The 13242-nt window shown below is 53.7% G+C and carries 13 protein-coding genes; 3 read left to right on the plus strand and 10 right to left on the minus strand.

The features are described 5' to 3' along the window. Positions 1 to 5: 5 nt before the first annotated feature. The 4 genes from IT971_RS13985 to kdgD all read right to left on the minus strand — a co-directional run bounded on the left by IT971_RS13985 (position 6) and on the right by kdgD (position 4057). Positions 6 to 1295: a TRAP transporter large permease gene (locus tag IT971_RS13985; protein ID WP_063094601.1), complete on the minus strand. Its 1290-nt coding sequence runs from the start codon at positions 1293 to 1295 to the stop codon at positions 6 to 8. Then, positions 1296 to 1841 carry a TRAP transporter small permease gene (locus IT971_RS13990; protein WP_007091573.1) on the minus strand — a complete coding sequence of 182 codons (546 nt, stop codon included), beginning with the start codon at positions 1839 to 1841 and terminating at the stop codon, positions 1296 to 1298. Positions 1842 to 1935: 94 nt separating this feature from the next. Then, positions 1936 to 2928 carry a TRAP transporter substrate-binding protein gene (locus tag IT971_RS13995; protein ID WP_063094599.1) on the minus strand — a complete coding sequence of 331 codons (993 nt, stop codon included), beginning with the start codon at positions 2926 to 2928 and terminating at the stop codon, positions 1936 to 1938. A 202-nt stretch (positions 2929 to 3130) separates the two neighbouring features. After that, a complete protein-coding gene (gene kdgD, locus IT971_RS14000; protein WP_063094597.1) occupies positions 3131 to 4057 on the minus strand; it encodes a 5-dehydro-4-deoxyglucarate dehydratase in 927 nt (308 codons plus the stop codon). Between the two features lie 289 nt (positions 4058 to 4346). Between kdgD and IT971_RS14005 the strand changes: the two genes are divergently transcribed. Next, positions 4347 to 5111, plus strand: coding sequence for a 2-keto-4-pentenoate hydratase (locus IT971_RS14005; protein WP_063094595.1), 765 nt, complete (start codon positions 4347 to 4349; stop codon positions 5109 to 5111). A gap of 65 nt (positions 5112 to 5176) precedes the next feature. On the opposite strand, the gene IT971_RS14010 is transcribed toward IT971_RS14005, so the two are convergent. The 3 genes from IT971_RS14010 to IT971_RS14020 all read right to left on the minus strand — a co-directional run bounded on the left by IT971_RS14010 (position 5177) and on the right by IT971_RS14020 (position 7989). Then, the gene (locus tag IT971_RS14010) at positions 5177 to 6079 is read right to left on the minus strand and encodes an SMP-30/gluconolactonase/LRE family protein (protein ID WP_063094593.1); all 903 of its coding nucleotides are present in this window, start codon (positions 6077 to 6079) and stop codon (positions 5177 to 5179) included. Positions 6080 to 6203: 124 nt separating this feature from the next. Beyond that, positions 6204 to 6920 (minus strand): FadR/GntR family transcriptional regulator, encoded by a 717-nt coding sequence (locus tag IT971_RS14015; protein WP_007091578.1) that lies wholly within the window; start codon positions 6918 to 6920, stop codon positions 6204 to 6206. Positions 6921 to 7005: 85 nt separating this feature from the next. Further along, positions 7006 to 7989 carry a hypothetical protein gene (locus tag IT971_RS14020; protein WP_063094591.1) on the minus strand — a complete coding sequence of 328 codons (984 nt, stop codon included), beginning with the start codon at positions 7987 to 7989 and terminating at the stop codon, positions 7006 to 7008. A 133-nt stretch (positions 7990 to 8122) separates the two neighbouring features. Between IT971_RS14020 and IT971_RS14025 the strand changes: the two genes are divergently transcribed. Beyond that, on the plus strand, positions 8123 to 8854 hold the full coding sequence (locus IT971_RS14025; protein ID WP_063094589.1) for a FadR/GntR family transcriptional regulator: 732 nt from the start codon (positions 8123 to 8125) through the stop codon (positions 8852 to 8854). A 7-nt stretch (positions 8855 to 8861) separates the two neighbouring features. Here IT971_RS14025 and IT971_RS14030 read toward each other — a convergent pair whose 3' ends face one another. Continuing rightward, entirely contained in the window at positions 8862 to 9596 is a 735-nt protein-coding gene (locus IT971_RS14030) for an HAD family phosphatase (protein WP_063094587.1), read from the minus strand. Between the two features lie 222 nt (positions 9597 to 9818). On the opposite strand from IT971_RS14030, the gene IT971_RS14035 reads away from it, so the two are divergent. Then, complete coding sequence (locus IT971_RS14035) at positions 9819 to 11408, plus strand: FGGY-family carbohydrate kinase (protein WP_063094585.1); 1590 nt, start codon at positions 9819 to 9821, stop codon at positions 11406 to 11408. 60 nt (positions 11409 to 11468) lie between these two features. Here the strand turns inward: IT971_RS14035 and IT971_RS14040 are convergent, their stop codons facing one another. Further along, positions 11469 to 12311, minus strand: a complete 843-nt coding sequence (locus IT971_RS14040; protein ID WP_063094583.1) for a fumarylacetoacetate hydrolase family protein — start codon at positions 12309 to 12311, stop codon at positions 11469 to 11471. Between the two features lie 137 nt (positions 12312 to 12448). After that, on the minus strand, positions 12449 to 13144 hold the full coding sequence (locus IT971_RS14045) for a dienelactone hydrolase family protein (protein WP_063094581.1): 696 nt from the start codon (positions 13142 to 13144) through the stop codon (positions 12449 to 12451). Positions 13145 to 13242 lie beyond the last annotated feature (98 nt).

Genomic DNA, 13242 nt, shown 5'->3' on the forward strand with positions numbered 1-13242 from the left:
CGCGATCAGCCGCCACCAAACACAAGGTTCGGCAACGTCAGCGAAATCGCAGGCACATAGGTTGTCAGCATAAGCGCCGTCAGGATCGCCAGATAAAACGGCCAGATCGTCATGACGGCCTTTTCAATCTTCACCCCGCCAATCGCACAACCGACAAACAGGCAGGAACCCACCGGCGGCGTACAAAGGCCAAGGCCCAAATTCATCATCAGAACCATGCCGAACTGGATCGGATCCATGCCAAACTGGGTCGCCAGCGGCAGGAAGATCGGCGTACAGATCAGGATCAATGCCGCCATATCCATGATCATGCCCGCCACCAGCAACATAAGATTGATCAGCAACAGAACCATGATCGGATTATCGGTGATCGATGTAATCGCATGGGCCAGTGCATCGGGCACCTGATAGAAGGCCAGCATATAGCCATAGGCCGATGCACACCCGACCAGCAACATGACAAGAGCCGTCGTTTTAGCCGATTGCTTGACCGCAGCAACAAAGCCCGCCCAATTGAGTTCACGATAAACAATCCCGGTAATGATCAACGCATAAGCCACGCCAATCGCACCGGATTCTGTCACGGTAAAGATACCGCTCAGAACGCCGCCGACGATAATGACCGCCGTGAAAAATCCGGGGATGGCACGAATGGCCGTAACCCAGACAACGCGCCATCCCGGAAACGGAACCGACGGGTAACCGTGTTTTATCGCTACCAGCCACGTGGCAAGCCCAAGCAACAGACACATGATGATGCCCGGCACCAGACCGGCCATGAACAGCTTGGAAATCGAAATCCCGCCGCCGGCCGCGACAGCATACAGGATCATGTTATGGCTGGGCGGGATCATGATACCCGCAATCGACGAGGTCACCGTGACGTTGACCGCATAATCCGCACGGTAGCCTTCCTTTTTCATCACCGGAATAAGGATCGAGCCAAGCGCGGAGGTATCGGCAACAGCAGACCCGGAAATGCCGCCAAACAGCATCGATGAAAATACGTTTACAATGCCAAGTCCGCCACGGCGGCTGCCGACAAGGGCGGTTGCGAACTGCACCAGCCGGTTGGCGATCCCGCCATGCAGCATCAGTTCACCGGCAAAGATAAAGAACGGAATGGCCAGAAGCGAAAAGGCACTGATCCCCGAACCGATGCGCTGAAATGCGATCAGGGTTGGCAGACCTTCGAAGAAGAAAGTCGCAAGGGCAGCAACGCCAAGTGCAAGGGCAACGGGCATACCAATGACAATGCCAATGGCAAACAGGCCCAAAAGAATGGTCATGCCCATTTATTCGGTGTCCTTATCAAGCAATTCGTCACTGTAAAAACGGCTTTGTGCGATGGTGTTCCAGCCACTGAGGATTTTAAGGATATGGACAACGCTGTAAAAAGCGATGCCTGCCCCGCAAACCATCATCGGGATCGACCGCATGCCATCGGGGATGTGAATGATCGGCATTTTCTTGGCCCAGTTAAAGACAACAAGATCATACCCGCCGATAAACATGTAATAACCAAACACTACCATTGCGGCATAGCTGATCAGTGCCATGACCGCCGCCGCCTTGGGCGGCAATGCATCGCGGAAAAACGATACCGAAAGATGGCTGTTGTCGCGAATACAGGCGGCCGCAACCGGAAAGGTTATCAGAACGATCAAGATAAGAGAAAGCTGCTCGACCCAGGTCGGGGTTTCATTGAGCACATAGCGCCCGAAAACCAGCCAGGCAAAAGCGGGAATAAGCGCCACCAGCGCAATTCCGCCGATCAGATTAAGGATTTTGGCAAGTCTGCCACCCAAACGGTCAAGCATCCCGGTGAGTTGAGAAAACATTCGCACGCCGCCAGAAATGGATTAACAAAAAAGACTGGATACAAGCGTAAAGAAGGGCGGCGAGAATGTCGCCGCCCTTCCATGGCTTGATCATTTATTTCTGGGCGTCCTGGATCGCCTTGACCAGACCGGCCAGATCCGGGTTGGCTTTGATGAAGTTGTCATAGACAGGCTTCATCGCATCCTGGAACGCGGCCTTGTCAGCGATTTCGTTCACTTCGATACCGGCAGCAACAACTTTCTCTTTGGACTGTTCTGCACGTTCTGCCCAGGCAGCGCGCTGAACCTTGACCGACTCATCGGCTGCTTCCTGAAGGATTTTCTTTTCGTCATCCGACAGACCGTCATACAGCGCCTTGTTGACGCACAGGCATTCCGGAAGGATCAGGTGCTGGGTCACGGAATAGTATTTCGCCGCTTCGAAATGGCCCGAGCTGTCATAAGACGGATAGTTATTTTCCGCACCGTCGATCACACCGGTTTTAAGCGACTGGTAAACTTCGCCATACGGCATCGGGGTTGCGTTACCGCCAAGGGCACCAACCATCTGTACATACAGATCGTTGCTCATCACGCGGAATTTAAGCCCCTTGAGGTCTTCTGGCGTGTTGATCGGGTGCTTGGTGTTATAGAAGGAACGCGCACCTGAATCGTACCAGCCAAGTGCCTGAAGGCCGGCATTTGCAAGGCCGTTTGCGATCTGCTGACCTGCCGGACCATCCATGACGTCATGCATGGCATCGACGTTTTTAAAGATGAAAGGCAGCGAAACAACGTTGGCTTCCGGTGCGACTTCACCCAACGGACCAAGGTTGAAAACAGCCCAGTCCAGACCGCCAAGGCGAACCTGCTGGATGGCATCGGGCTGATCGCCCAGAACGCCGCCGTGATAAACCTTGGCTTCAAGGTTTCCACCGGATTTTTCATTGATCAGACGGGCGAATTCCTCCATCCCGGTCGAAACAGGATAGTCTGCCGGATGGATATTCCAGCCGCGCCATTCACGTGCTTGCGCACCGGCAACAAAAGCGACCGATATCGCCGCCGCCGCAAGTGTCAGCGTCGTGGTTTTCATAAACTTGTTCATTGATATTCCTCCCGTGACTTTATGTCGTTTAACGTTAAAGTCTTGCTTTCCCTGATGGGACCAGTTGTTGTCAGAAAACCTTACATCTTGTTACTTGTAACAACAAGTAATGGTTTTTCTGACAACCGAATTTTGCGCGCCATTTGCTTTTGCAGCGTCGCAGAGGTAGTCCCGGCAGAAGCCACCTGCCGGTTCGTGCAGCTTAGGCGACCTTCAATACGTCCTCGCCGAACGCCTTGCAGATAACTTCAGCCAGCATGTCATGTTCTTCTGCACTCAGATCAGTAAGCGGGCTGCGCACCGGGCCGGTATCGCGCCCGATAACCCGCATGCCGGCCTTGACGATTGATACGGCATAACCTGTGCCGCGATCACGGACCGCCAGATACGGATAGAAGAATTCGGTCAGGATGCGGTTCATCGTTGCATCGTCGTCATTCGTCAACGCGTCATAGAATTCCAACGCCTGCTTGGGCAGAAAGTTAAATATTGCCGACGAATAGGTGGTCACACCCGCCGCCTTATAAGCCTTGGCAAAAACTTCGGCCGTCGGCATGCCACCGATATAGGAAAGACGATCGCCCATCGTAACACAAACGCGCGTGACCAGTTCGATATCGCCGTGACCATCCTTGAAACCGATCAGGTTCGGGCATTCATCACACAATTTAGAAAGCGTTTCGGCAGACAGGATCGCATTGTCGCGGTTGTAAACGATCACACCGATTTTGACCGCATTGCAGACCGCCTTGACGCGTTCATACAGACCTTCCTGCTTGGCACCGATCAGATATTGCGGCAGCAAAAGCAGGCCATCGGCACCGGCTTTTTCGCATTCACGGGCCAGTTCGACGGCCATGGCGGTGCCATAACCGCAACCGGCAATGATCGGAGTGTTGCCTGCGACTTCCTTGGCGACACGCACGGTCTGAACGACTTCCGCCGGAGTCAGCGAGAAAAACTCCCCAGTGCCACCAGCCGCAAACAGGGCTGCTGCCGGAAATTGCGCCAGCCAGCCGACATGCGTGCGGTAGGTATCCATATCCAGCGAACCATCCACCTTGAACGGCGTAACCGGGAAAGAAAGCAGACCGGCACCAATTGCCGTTTTCAGTTCCTGATATTGCATAAAACGTCCTTCAATTCATAAAGCATCGACATAACCTATGATGATTCTATAAATTCATCATATCATTTTGTCAATCATATTACTTAGCAACTTTAGTATGGGTGCATAACCACCACTTTCCGGGATTATTCACCGTTATCGCCTTTATCGAAAATCATCATACAAACGCAGCCTACATCAAAAAGAGACGACTCCCGGAAATTGATATGATGACTTCATCCAAATGCTCCGCTAGGCTGCTGAGAACGCCACGAAAAACACTCCAAAAACAGAAGGATAGGCACAGGGAATGACCGACATCACCAAGGCAAGCCGAATTCTGGCCGATGCTTTCACCCAAAACACCCTGATTGATCCCCTGCCCGACGGTGCCAACCCGACCGACTTCGAAACGGCGTACGAGGTTCAGCAGGCAACCCTTGCCCTGACAGGTGCAAAACAAACCGGCTGGAAGCTCTCGGTGGCAACACGTGCCGCACAGGCGGGGCTTGGGCTTGACGGGCCGTTGATCGGGCCACTGCTTGATGGCCGGATCATTGCCGACGGAGCCACCATCACCACAAATGATGTCCATTTCCCGAATATCGAGGCCGAGATTGCCGTGGTCATGGCTAGCACTCCTAGTGCCAATGCTACCGCCAAAGCGATCCTTGATCACATCAAAAGCGTGCATCTGGCGATAGAGATCGCAGATCGCCGGTTTACCAAAAAACAGGGGCCGGTCTCGACATTGGCCGATTTGAATTCCACCGGCTATCTGGTGCTTGGCCCGGAAATTGCCGATTGGCGCGATATGGCGTTTCTGAATGGCCCGGTAGAAACACGGTCCGATGACAAGGTTCTGGCGCAAAACAGCGATCCCGCCGCATGGCCTGATCCGTTTGGCGGATTGGCCTATCTGGTGCGGTTCCTCGCCAAACGCGGTCAGCACTTAAAAGCAGGCGATGTCATCACCACCGGGGCCTGCGCCCCGCCAACCTTGACCAAACATGGCCGTATCGAAGCGATTTTTGAAGGTGTCGGCACCGTGCGCGCCGAAATCAAAACCGCCTGAAAACGTACAGAAAATGGCAAAGGGGCCTTGCGCTGCAAAACGCACGGCCCTTTTGTTTTCAGTATCTATACATCTTCGCGGAACCGGTTGACCGGCACCCCCGCGACGTCGACACGCAGCATGACAAGTTTGCCCGCATCGGGGAATTCGGCGCGTTTATCAGCCGGGTAATTTTCCATGTGACTGGTGACATAAAGCGTTTTCATATCCACCCCGCCAAAGCACGGCATGGTCGGATTTGGCATCGGCATATCAATGGATAGCAACAAGGTACCATCAGGGGCAAAACGGTTCAGTTTGCCCGCCGAAACGCCTGCACTCCAATAACAGCCTTCCATGTCAACTGCCGCACCATCCGGGCGTCCGACCGTGTCGTTAAGGTCAAGGAAAAGCTGACAATGACTGATCGCGCCGGTCTTGGCATCAAAATCCCAGCGATTGACCCAAGGCCCACGAGAATCCGAATGATACATAATGCGACCATCGGGCGACCATGCCAGACCGTTGGAAATCTTGATCCCGCCGACCTTGTGTTCGACTTCCCCCGATCCGGTCACGCGATAAAGCGATGCCACAGGCTGCTTGTCGGCATTCTGATCCATGGTGCCGACCCAGAATGCCCCGTCCGGGCCGATTTTGCCGTCGTTAGTGCGGCTCATGTCATTATCGCCTTCGACCGCAGCAAGCTTTTCGCGCACCCCGGTTTTCGGATCAAACAGGATAATGTCACTTTTCAGCGCCACGACCAGACGCCCCTGATCGGTCAAACCGAAACAGCCGACTTCGCTTTCAAATGACCAGCTATGGCGCTGCCCGGTTTCGATATCAAGCGCATGGATTTTCTGACCGATGATATCGGCCCAGTAAAGGCGGTTATTGTCGCCGTCCCAGTTCGGGCATTCGCCCAGTTCAAACCGTTCCTCCAGCAGAATGCGGGGCTGCTGTACGGCTGAAATATCACCTGACATGATCCGTTCCTGTATTCTTTCCGACGCAATTCGTCATATGACTTGTGTGCAGGCGCACAGGGGCACTTGTCAACAAATTTGCGTGGAAACTTTACAGGATGTTCTGTGCGTGGAAGTCGCGACGTTACATATCACGCGCATGGTCGGTTACCCGCTGGCGGGCTTGATGCAGGTGATAGCGCATCAGCAATTCCGCGCTTTCGCCGTCCTGTCCACGGATCGCGTCATAAATCTGACGATGTTCCAAAAGAACCTTTTTTACCCTTTCGGCCGATCCGGTGCGCGTGATGTTCAAGGCGACATTCATGGTTTTGGCAATCACGCCATGTAGGGACGTCAGCATGGTGACAAAGATATCATTGCCGCTGGCGCGTGCGATTGACATGTGGAATTCAAAATCCGCCTGATCGGCTATATCACCGGCTGCAATGCCTTCTTCAAGCATCTTAAGCGCACGTTCGATGTCGCGATGATGACGCAGTGTGGCGCGTTCGGCGGCCATGCGCGCGGTTGCCCCCTCGATCGCAATGCGGGCTTCAAAACAGCGCAGTAACCCGGCCACATCATTGATCCCGCCAAACTCGATCAACCCTTGTGGTGGTCGTTTCTTGACGAATGATCCAACGCCCTGACGGGCATAGACCAACCCGTCAGACTGCAATTTGCGCAGGGCTTCGCGCACCACGGGTCGCGACACACCAAAGGATGCACATATTTCATTTTCAGAGGGCAGCTTGGCCCCTTCGGACAGATTGCCCGATACAATCTGCTCAAGTATCTGCCCGTAAAGCTGATCCGCAAGCTTTTCACGCTTCTGGATTTTAAGTTGCAAGCCGGTCATTTCCCCAATCCCCGTCAACTTGTCATCTTGTCATTCTTACTTGTAAGTTTTATCGGCAAATACTTGCAGGGTAAAGGGGAAGCAATCAGTCGACGAGTGAATAATCGCGCCTGCCAATCTGCTCTTCATCCTGATCGACAAGACCATGACCCGATCCGGTCAAAAGGCTTGGCGTAAGCGTCATGACACCCGAAAGCGTATCATTATAGCCCAGCACCCTGACATCGCCGAATTCCTTGAAATCGGGACGATTATGGACGTTTGGTACATGCGACACCGGCTCGATACAGAATGTCTGACCGTTGTCCGGGATATAGAATTGCAGATTCGACAAAGTATCACTGGCTTCCAGAAGCAGGCTTAACTGCCGGTCTGCCCAGACCATCGTCGCCTGTTTGTTCCAGCCGATATAATGAATATCAAGCCCCTTGTGATGGCGGATCATTTTTCCATCGGCAAAATCGCGACCAAGATCGATCACCGTGCGCGTAGTGGGTAACTTGCCTTCGTCCGTTCCGAAACAGTCGGTCGCAACAAACTGTACCCACGCACTTTCGCTGCCAGGGAACCATGGATGCAACCCGATCCCATATGGCATCGGGTCCTTGCCAAGATGGCGCACACCGATTTCGATTGAAATGGTATCGTTTGCGACCTTGATCTGCTGCCAAGCGACATAACAAAAACCGGTCTGCCGATCATCATGTTTGTGATTGAACCGGATGGTATCAACCGTTGGACGTTCGATCTCCCAGATACTTGAAATACCAAATCCGTGAATGGCATGCGGGTCCGGTGCCCGATTTACCGGAACATTGATGGTTTTGCCATCGAATTCGAACTGGGCATAACCCAGCCGGTTGGCAAAGGGTACCATCGGAAAACATCCAAGATGCGAAGGATTGCCCGATGTCAGGGAATAATCGTCAACCGGGCGCAACAGATTGATCACCCCATTACCATCGGGACGCACCCAGTCGATGCGCGAAATGGCCCCGCCCCGTGGGACAATTCCGACCCTGAACGGGCCACTGTTCCAGCGATATTCCGGTTCGGCCGATTTGGCCATTGTCGTCGCCTCATCACTATATCAAAATCATATGATGACTTTCCGTCACCAACATCGTAGGACTATTTCAGGATGTTAAATTCATCATTATTAACATCCGGTTCCGATCATAGCGGATTTGCAGAGCAAGAAAATGAGCAACAACTCCGCGCAGAACGCGCCACGAAAAGTTTCGCTGACCGAAAAGGTCATTGCAAGCCTGCGTCATGAAATTGAAAGCGGCATGCGCACGCCCGGCAGCAAACTTCCGACCGAGCCGGTTTTGACCGAACAGTTCGGCGTCAGCCGCACGGTGGTCCGCGAAGCCATTGCAGCCCTTAAGGCCGATGGCCTGCTCGAACCACGCCAAGGAGCAGGTGTATTTGTGCTGGCTCCCAGTCCGCGCAAACTAGGCAGTACGATCTTTGCCGTCGATTCCGCGCAGATTTCCGATGTCCTGGAAATTCTTGAACTGCGCATGGCCGTCGAGATCGAGGCCGCCGGTCTTGCCTGTGCACGAAGCTCTGCCGCCCAACAGGCCAAAATATACGAAGCCCAGCAGGAAATGACCGACTGCTTTGAACGCGGCAATCCGACCGAAAAGGCCGATTTCGAATTCCATCGCGCGATTGCCGATGCGACCAATAACCGGCGTTATGTCGAGTTTCTAGAACATCTGGGCGATAAAACCATCCCGCGCGCGCAATTGCGCCGCCGCCCTCCCGAGGTCGAAGACCAGAAAAACTATATGCAGAAAATTCTGACCGAACATCATCGCATCTTTGATGCGATTGCATCGCGTGATGCGGAAACGGCCCGCACCGCAATGCGCGAACATCTCAGCCAAAGTCAGGCCCGCTATCAAAGCCTGCTGCGACAGCGCTAGGCAGACTCTAGCTCTGCTCGATCAGGGTGACGATATCACGCATGTCATCGAAAACAATATCGGCCCCGGCGTCATAAAGACGGGTCGATGCATCTTCACGATGGCCGGCATAATGCCCGCCCCCGATATAACCGATGCAGGTCATGCCTGCTGCCACGGCGGCCTTCACCCCGGCAATCGAATCCTCGATCACGATTGCCTGATCCGGACGAAACCCCATTTTATCAGCGGCATATAAAAACAGATCCGGTGCCGGTTTACCCTTCAGGACGAAATCGGCGCTGTAAATATCGGTTCCGAACCAATGGCCCAGTCCCGTCACCTTCATTGTCCGTTCAAGCCGCTGCACCGAACTGCTTGATGAAATGCAAAACGCGATCTTGCGTTTTTTAAGCGCGGCAAGGACCGTATCGATTGCATCTGTTTTACGAAGTTCAACGTCATAGCGGGCAAACAGGCGCTCATAAAAGAACGGCTTGAATTCGAGGGCGATGTCACGTCCGGTTTCAAGGCGGATATGTTCGATCGGGGCGGCACTTGATCGCCCGGTAAAGCGTGCTGCAACTTCTGCCAGACTTAGCGGTGCACCGTAATGATCAAGCACATCGACAAGTGTCGCCAAGGAGATCGGTTCACTGTCGACCAGGACGCCGTCACAATCAAAAAGAACGACACCCTTACCGGTCATGATCGGTGCCAGTGTCTGGGTGCGGACGTTATCTTGGACATTTCCGGGGGCCATGTTGAACCTGGCTTCATTGGGTTTGATGACAAAAGCCTATACAAATGCGAATATCACCGTCAACCAAAATGAGCATTTGACCAAATTATGCACTTTTGCTCAATTACGCATCATGTAAATTTATTGCGGACAAAAAGATACGCGGAAATCGCTTGAAATCAGGGTCGGATTTGCGCTCAAAACGCATCACACTACCAATCGGCCCCGCGGGAGGAAGATCAAATGAGCCCTACAGATAAGTTCATCATCGGTGTGGATGTTGGCACCGGAAGCGCACGCGCTGGCGTGTTTAGCGTCGATGGAAAGTTACTTGGCAGCGCCGCCCATGCCATCGCCATGAACAAGCCAAAACCTGATTTTGTCGAACAGGACTCGGAAAATATCTGGCAAGCGGTTTGCCAGTCGGTTCGCGATGCGCTGGCAAAATCAAATATTGCCGCAGATCAGGTCGCAGCCATCGGATTTGATGCCACCTGTTCGCTCGTGATCCGCGATACCGATAACCGCCCGCTTGGCGTAACACCGGGTGGTGCGGATAACTGGGATGTTATTGTCTGGATGGATCACCGTGCCATCCGCGAAGCCGAAGAATGCACCAAAACCGGCGCCAAGGTGCTAGAATATATCGGCGGCACCATGTCCCCCGAAATGGAATTGCCCAAACTGATGTGGCTGAAACGCCATCATCGTCAGAACTGGGATAAAATGGGCGCGGCATATGACCTTGCCGATTTCCTGTCTTTCCGCGCAACCGGCAGCAACGACCGGTCCTGCTGCACGATCACCTGTAAATGGACTTACCTGGCGCATCAGGATGATCCGTGGGATCGCGCGTTTCTTGATCAGATCGGCCTGGAAGATTTCCCTGCCAAGGCCGGAATTGACCGCAAGGCATTGGGTGTTGGTGATCTGATCGGCAATCTGTCAGATCAGGGGGCCGCCGAACTTGGCTTGACGACCGATTGCGTCGTGGGGGCAGGCTTGATTGATGCTCATGCAGGTGCCCTTGGCACGCTTGGCGAATATCTGGATGGCAATCTTGATGAACGCTTTGCCATGATTGCCGGAACATCCACTTGTCATATGGCTCTATCCTCCAAACCGCGTTTCATTAAAGGTGTCTGGGGCCCCTATTTCGGGGCGATTGCGCCGGGTCTTTGGCTCAACGAAGGAGGTCAGTCTGCAACCGGTGCGCTGCTTGATCATATCGTGGCCATGCATCCGTTTTCGCACGACATGGGCCGTGATGCGCACAAACTTGCCGGGGAAAAACTTTTGCCGCGAATGACGGAAACACCCGATCTTGCACCGCGCCTGCATGTCCTGCCCGATTTTCATGGCAATCGGTCGCCACTTGCCGACTCAGAAGCACTCGGCGTGATTTCAGGCCTCAGCCTTGATCAAAGTGAGGAAAGCTTCCTTGATCTTTACTGGGCAACTGCCTGCGCGATTGCCTATGGCACACGCCATATCATCGATGCGCTGAACGCGACGGGTTATGACATCAAACACATCCATCTCAGCGGCGGACACACCGCAAGCCTGGTTCTGGTCAAGCTTTATGCCGATGTTACCGGATGCAATGTCGTGATGTCCGATTGCGCCGAACCGGTCCTACTGGGTTCCGCCATGCTTGGTGCTGCGGCCCTTGATCCCGAAGGCGGTCTTGCCCTTGCATCGCGCCGGATGGCTGGCAAGGAAACCATCCACGCGCCGGACCAAACCGCAAAGGACGCCCACGACAGACGCTATGCCATTTTCCACAAGCTTCATGCCCACCGGCAGGAACTTGATGCCATGGCCGTAGGCTGATTCATCAAAAAAGCCCCGCAACATACACTGCGGGGCTTTTAATTTTGTTCACAAGCCTCATCAGGCCTGAACGGTTTTCTGACGCTGGCTTCCCAGCCCTTCGACGCCAAGTTCCATGACATCTCCGGGTTTCAGGAAGCGTTGCGGCGTCATGCCCATGCCAACACCGGGCGGGGTGCCGGTCGTGATGATGTCGCCCGGTTGCAGGGTCATGAATTTCGACAGATAGCTGATCAGATGGGCAACGCCGTAAACCATGGTTGCCGTGCTGCCATTCTGAACGCGTTCACCGTTCAGCTCCAGCCAAAGGCGAAGGTTCTGCGGATCAGCAACCTCGTCACGTGTCACCAGCCACGGGCCAATCGGACCAAAGGTATCGTGGCTTTTGCCCTTTACCCATTGGCCTGCATGTTCAAGCTGAAACGCACGTTCGGACACATCATTGACCACGCAATAACCGGCAACATGGCCAAGCGCCTCCGCCTCGGTCACGTATTTGGCTTGCTTGCCGATCACGATGCCCAGCTCAACCTCCCAGTCAGATTTTTCCGACCCACGCGGGATTTCGACATCATCATTCGGGCCGCAAACCGCCGATGTTGCCTTGAAAAAGATGATCGGCTCGGTCGGCACCTGCATGCCCGCCTCGGCGGCATGATCGGAATAGTTCAATCCGATGCAAATGAACTTGCCCGGTTTGGCAACACAGGCACCAATTCGCGGATTGCCCGAAACTGCCGGAAGGTTTTTGGGATCAAGGGCTGCGATTTTGGTAAAGATAGCATCGGAAATGGTATCGGGATTGAAATCCTCGATCACCGCTGAAAGATCGCGGATTACACCATCCGGATCAAGAAGCCCGGGCTTTTCCGCACCGGCAGCTCCAAAACGCAGAAGTTTCATTTACTTATTCCTCCCATGATCGGTTTATTTGCATTCCTCATACAAATAAACCATCCCTTGGTCCAGCAACGATCATTGATCTTGTAAATTAAAAGGGCCGCAGATTTGCGGCCCTCGTTGGGATCACGTTGTGACGATCACACAAGATTGGCTTGGAAAAACTCGGCCGTCCGCGCATTGGCGGTTTCTGCATCCTTCTCGTCGTAATGCGCCCCGCCCTTGCGCGCAAACGCATGATCGCGACCGGGATAGAAATGAAGCTCGGTCAACGGATGGTCATCAAGCGCATCCTTGATAACGGCCTGTGCATCGGCGGGGATATATTCATCATTCCCGGCCAAGTGAATGATCACCGGCTGTTTGATCTTCCCGGCTTCACCGACATAATTGTTCATGCCACCGCCGTAATAGACTGCAAAGGCATCGCCATCAGTGCGCGTCGCCGACAGGAAGGTCAAAAGCCCGCCAAGGCAGAAACCGACAACACCGGCCTTGCCATTTGCACCATCAATCTTGCGTGCTGCCGTCAGGGTTGCCGCAATATCCTCGACACCCTTATCGACATTGAATGCCTGATAATAGCCAAATGCCTGTTTCCATTCTTTTTCGGTCTTGTCGGTGATTTCGATCCCCGGCTCGATCCGCCAGAACAGATCAGGACAAACCGCGATATAGCCCTGTTTGGCATAATCATCGGCAATGCCACGCATCACGGCATTAACACCAAAGATTTCCTGAATAACCACCACCACCGGTGCCGGTAATTTGGCTGGCATGGCAACATAGGCATCGAAATTACCGTTCGGCGTCTGCACCGTCAGCTTGCTGGTCATGATGGTCCTCCTTGTCGATATCAGATTTTCCGGCGACGCCGGTTCTTTCCCTGATGAGGTATTGGATCATACTGATTTCGCAAGGGCGTAGTAGAAAT

The sequence above is a fragment of the Thalassospira sp. B30-1 genome, assembly GCF_015767575.1.
Classification (GTDB): Bacteria; Pseudomonadota; Alphaproteobacteria; order Rhodospirillales; family Thalassospiraceae; genus Thalassospira; species Thalassospira xiamenensis.

Bases quoted from the DNA above. Each gene is read 5' to 3' on its own strand.
- IT971_RS13990 (WP_007091573.1), bottom strand. From the start codon at position 1,841: ATGTTTTCTCAACTCACCGGGATGCTTGACCGTTTGGGTGGCAGACTT.
- IT971_RS14005 (WP_063094595.1), top strand. From the start codon at position 4,347: ATGACCGACATCACCAAGGCAAGCCGAATTCTGGCCGATGCTTTCACC.
- IT971_RS13995 (WP_063094599.1), bottom strand. From the start codon at position 2,928: ATGAACAAGTTTATGAAAACCACGACGCTGACACTTGCGGCGGCGGCG.
- IT971_RS14015 (WP_007091578.1), bottom strand. From the start codon at position 6,920: ATGACCGGCTTGCAACTTAAAATCCAGAAGCGTGAAAAGCTTGCGGAT.
- IT971_RS14035 (WP_063094585.1), top strand. From the start codon at position 9,819: ATGAGCCCTACAGATAAGTTCATCATCGGTGTGGATGTTGGCACCGGA.
- kdgD (WP_063094597.1), bottom strand. From the start codon at position 4,057: ATGCAATATCAGGAACTGAAAACGGCAATTGGTGCCGGTCTGCTTTCT.
- IT971_RS13985 (WP_063094601.1), bottom strand. From the start codon at position 1,295: ATGGGCATGACCATTCTTTTGGGCCTGTTTGCCATTGGCATTGTCATT.
- IT971_RS14040 (WP_063094583.1), bottom strand. From the start codon at position 12,311: ATGAAACTTCTGCGTTTTGGAGCTGCCGGTGCGGAAAAGCCCGGGCTT.
- IT971_RS14025 (WP_063094589.1), top strand. From the start codon at position 8,123: ATGAGCAACAACTCCGCGCAGAACGCGCCACGAAAAGTTTCGCTGACC.
- IT971_RS14045 (WP_063094581.1), bottom strand. From the start codon at position 13,144: ATGACCAGCAAGCTGACGGTGCAGACGCCGAACGGTAATTTCGATGCC.
- IT971_RS14010 (WP_063094593.1), bottom strand. From the start codon at position 6,079: ATGTCAGGTGATATTTCAGCCGTACAGCAGCCCCGCATTCTGCTGGAG.
- IT971_RS14020 (WP_063094591.1), bottom strand. From the start codon at position 7,989: ATGGCCAAATCGGCCGAACCGGAATATCGCTGGAACAGTGGCCCGTTC.
- IT971_RS14030 (WP_063094587.1), bottom strand. From the start codon at position 9,596: ATGGCCCCCGGAAATGTCCAAGATAACGTCCGCACCCAGACACTGGCA.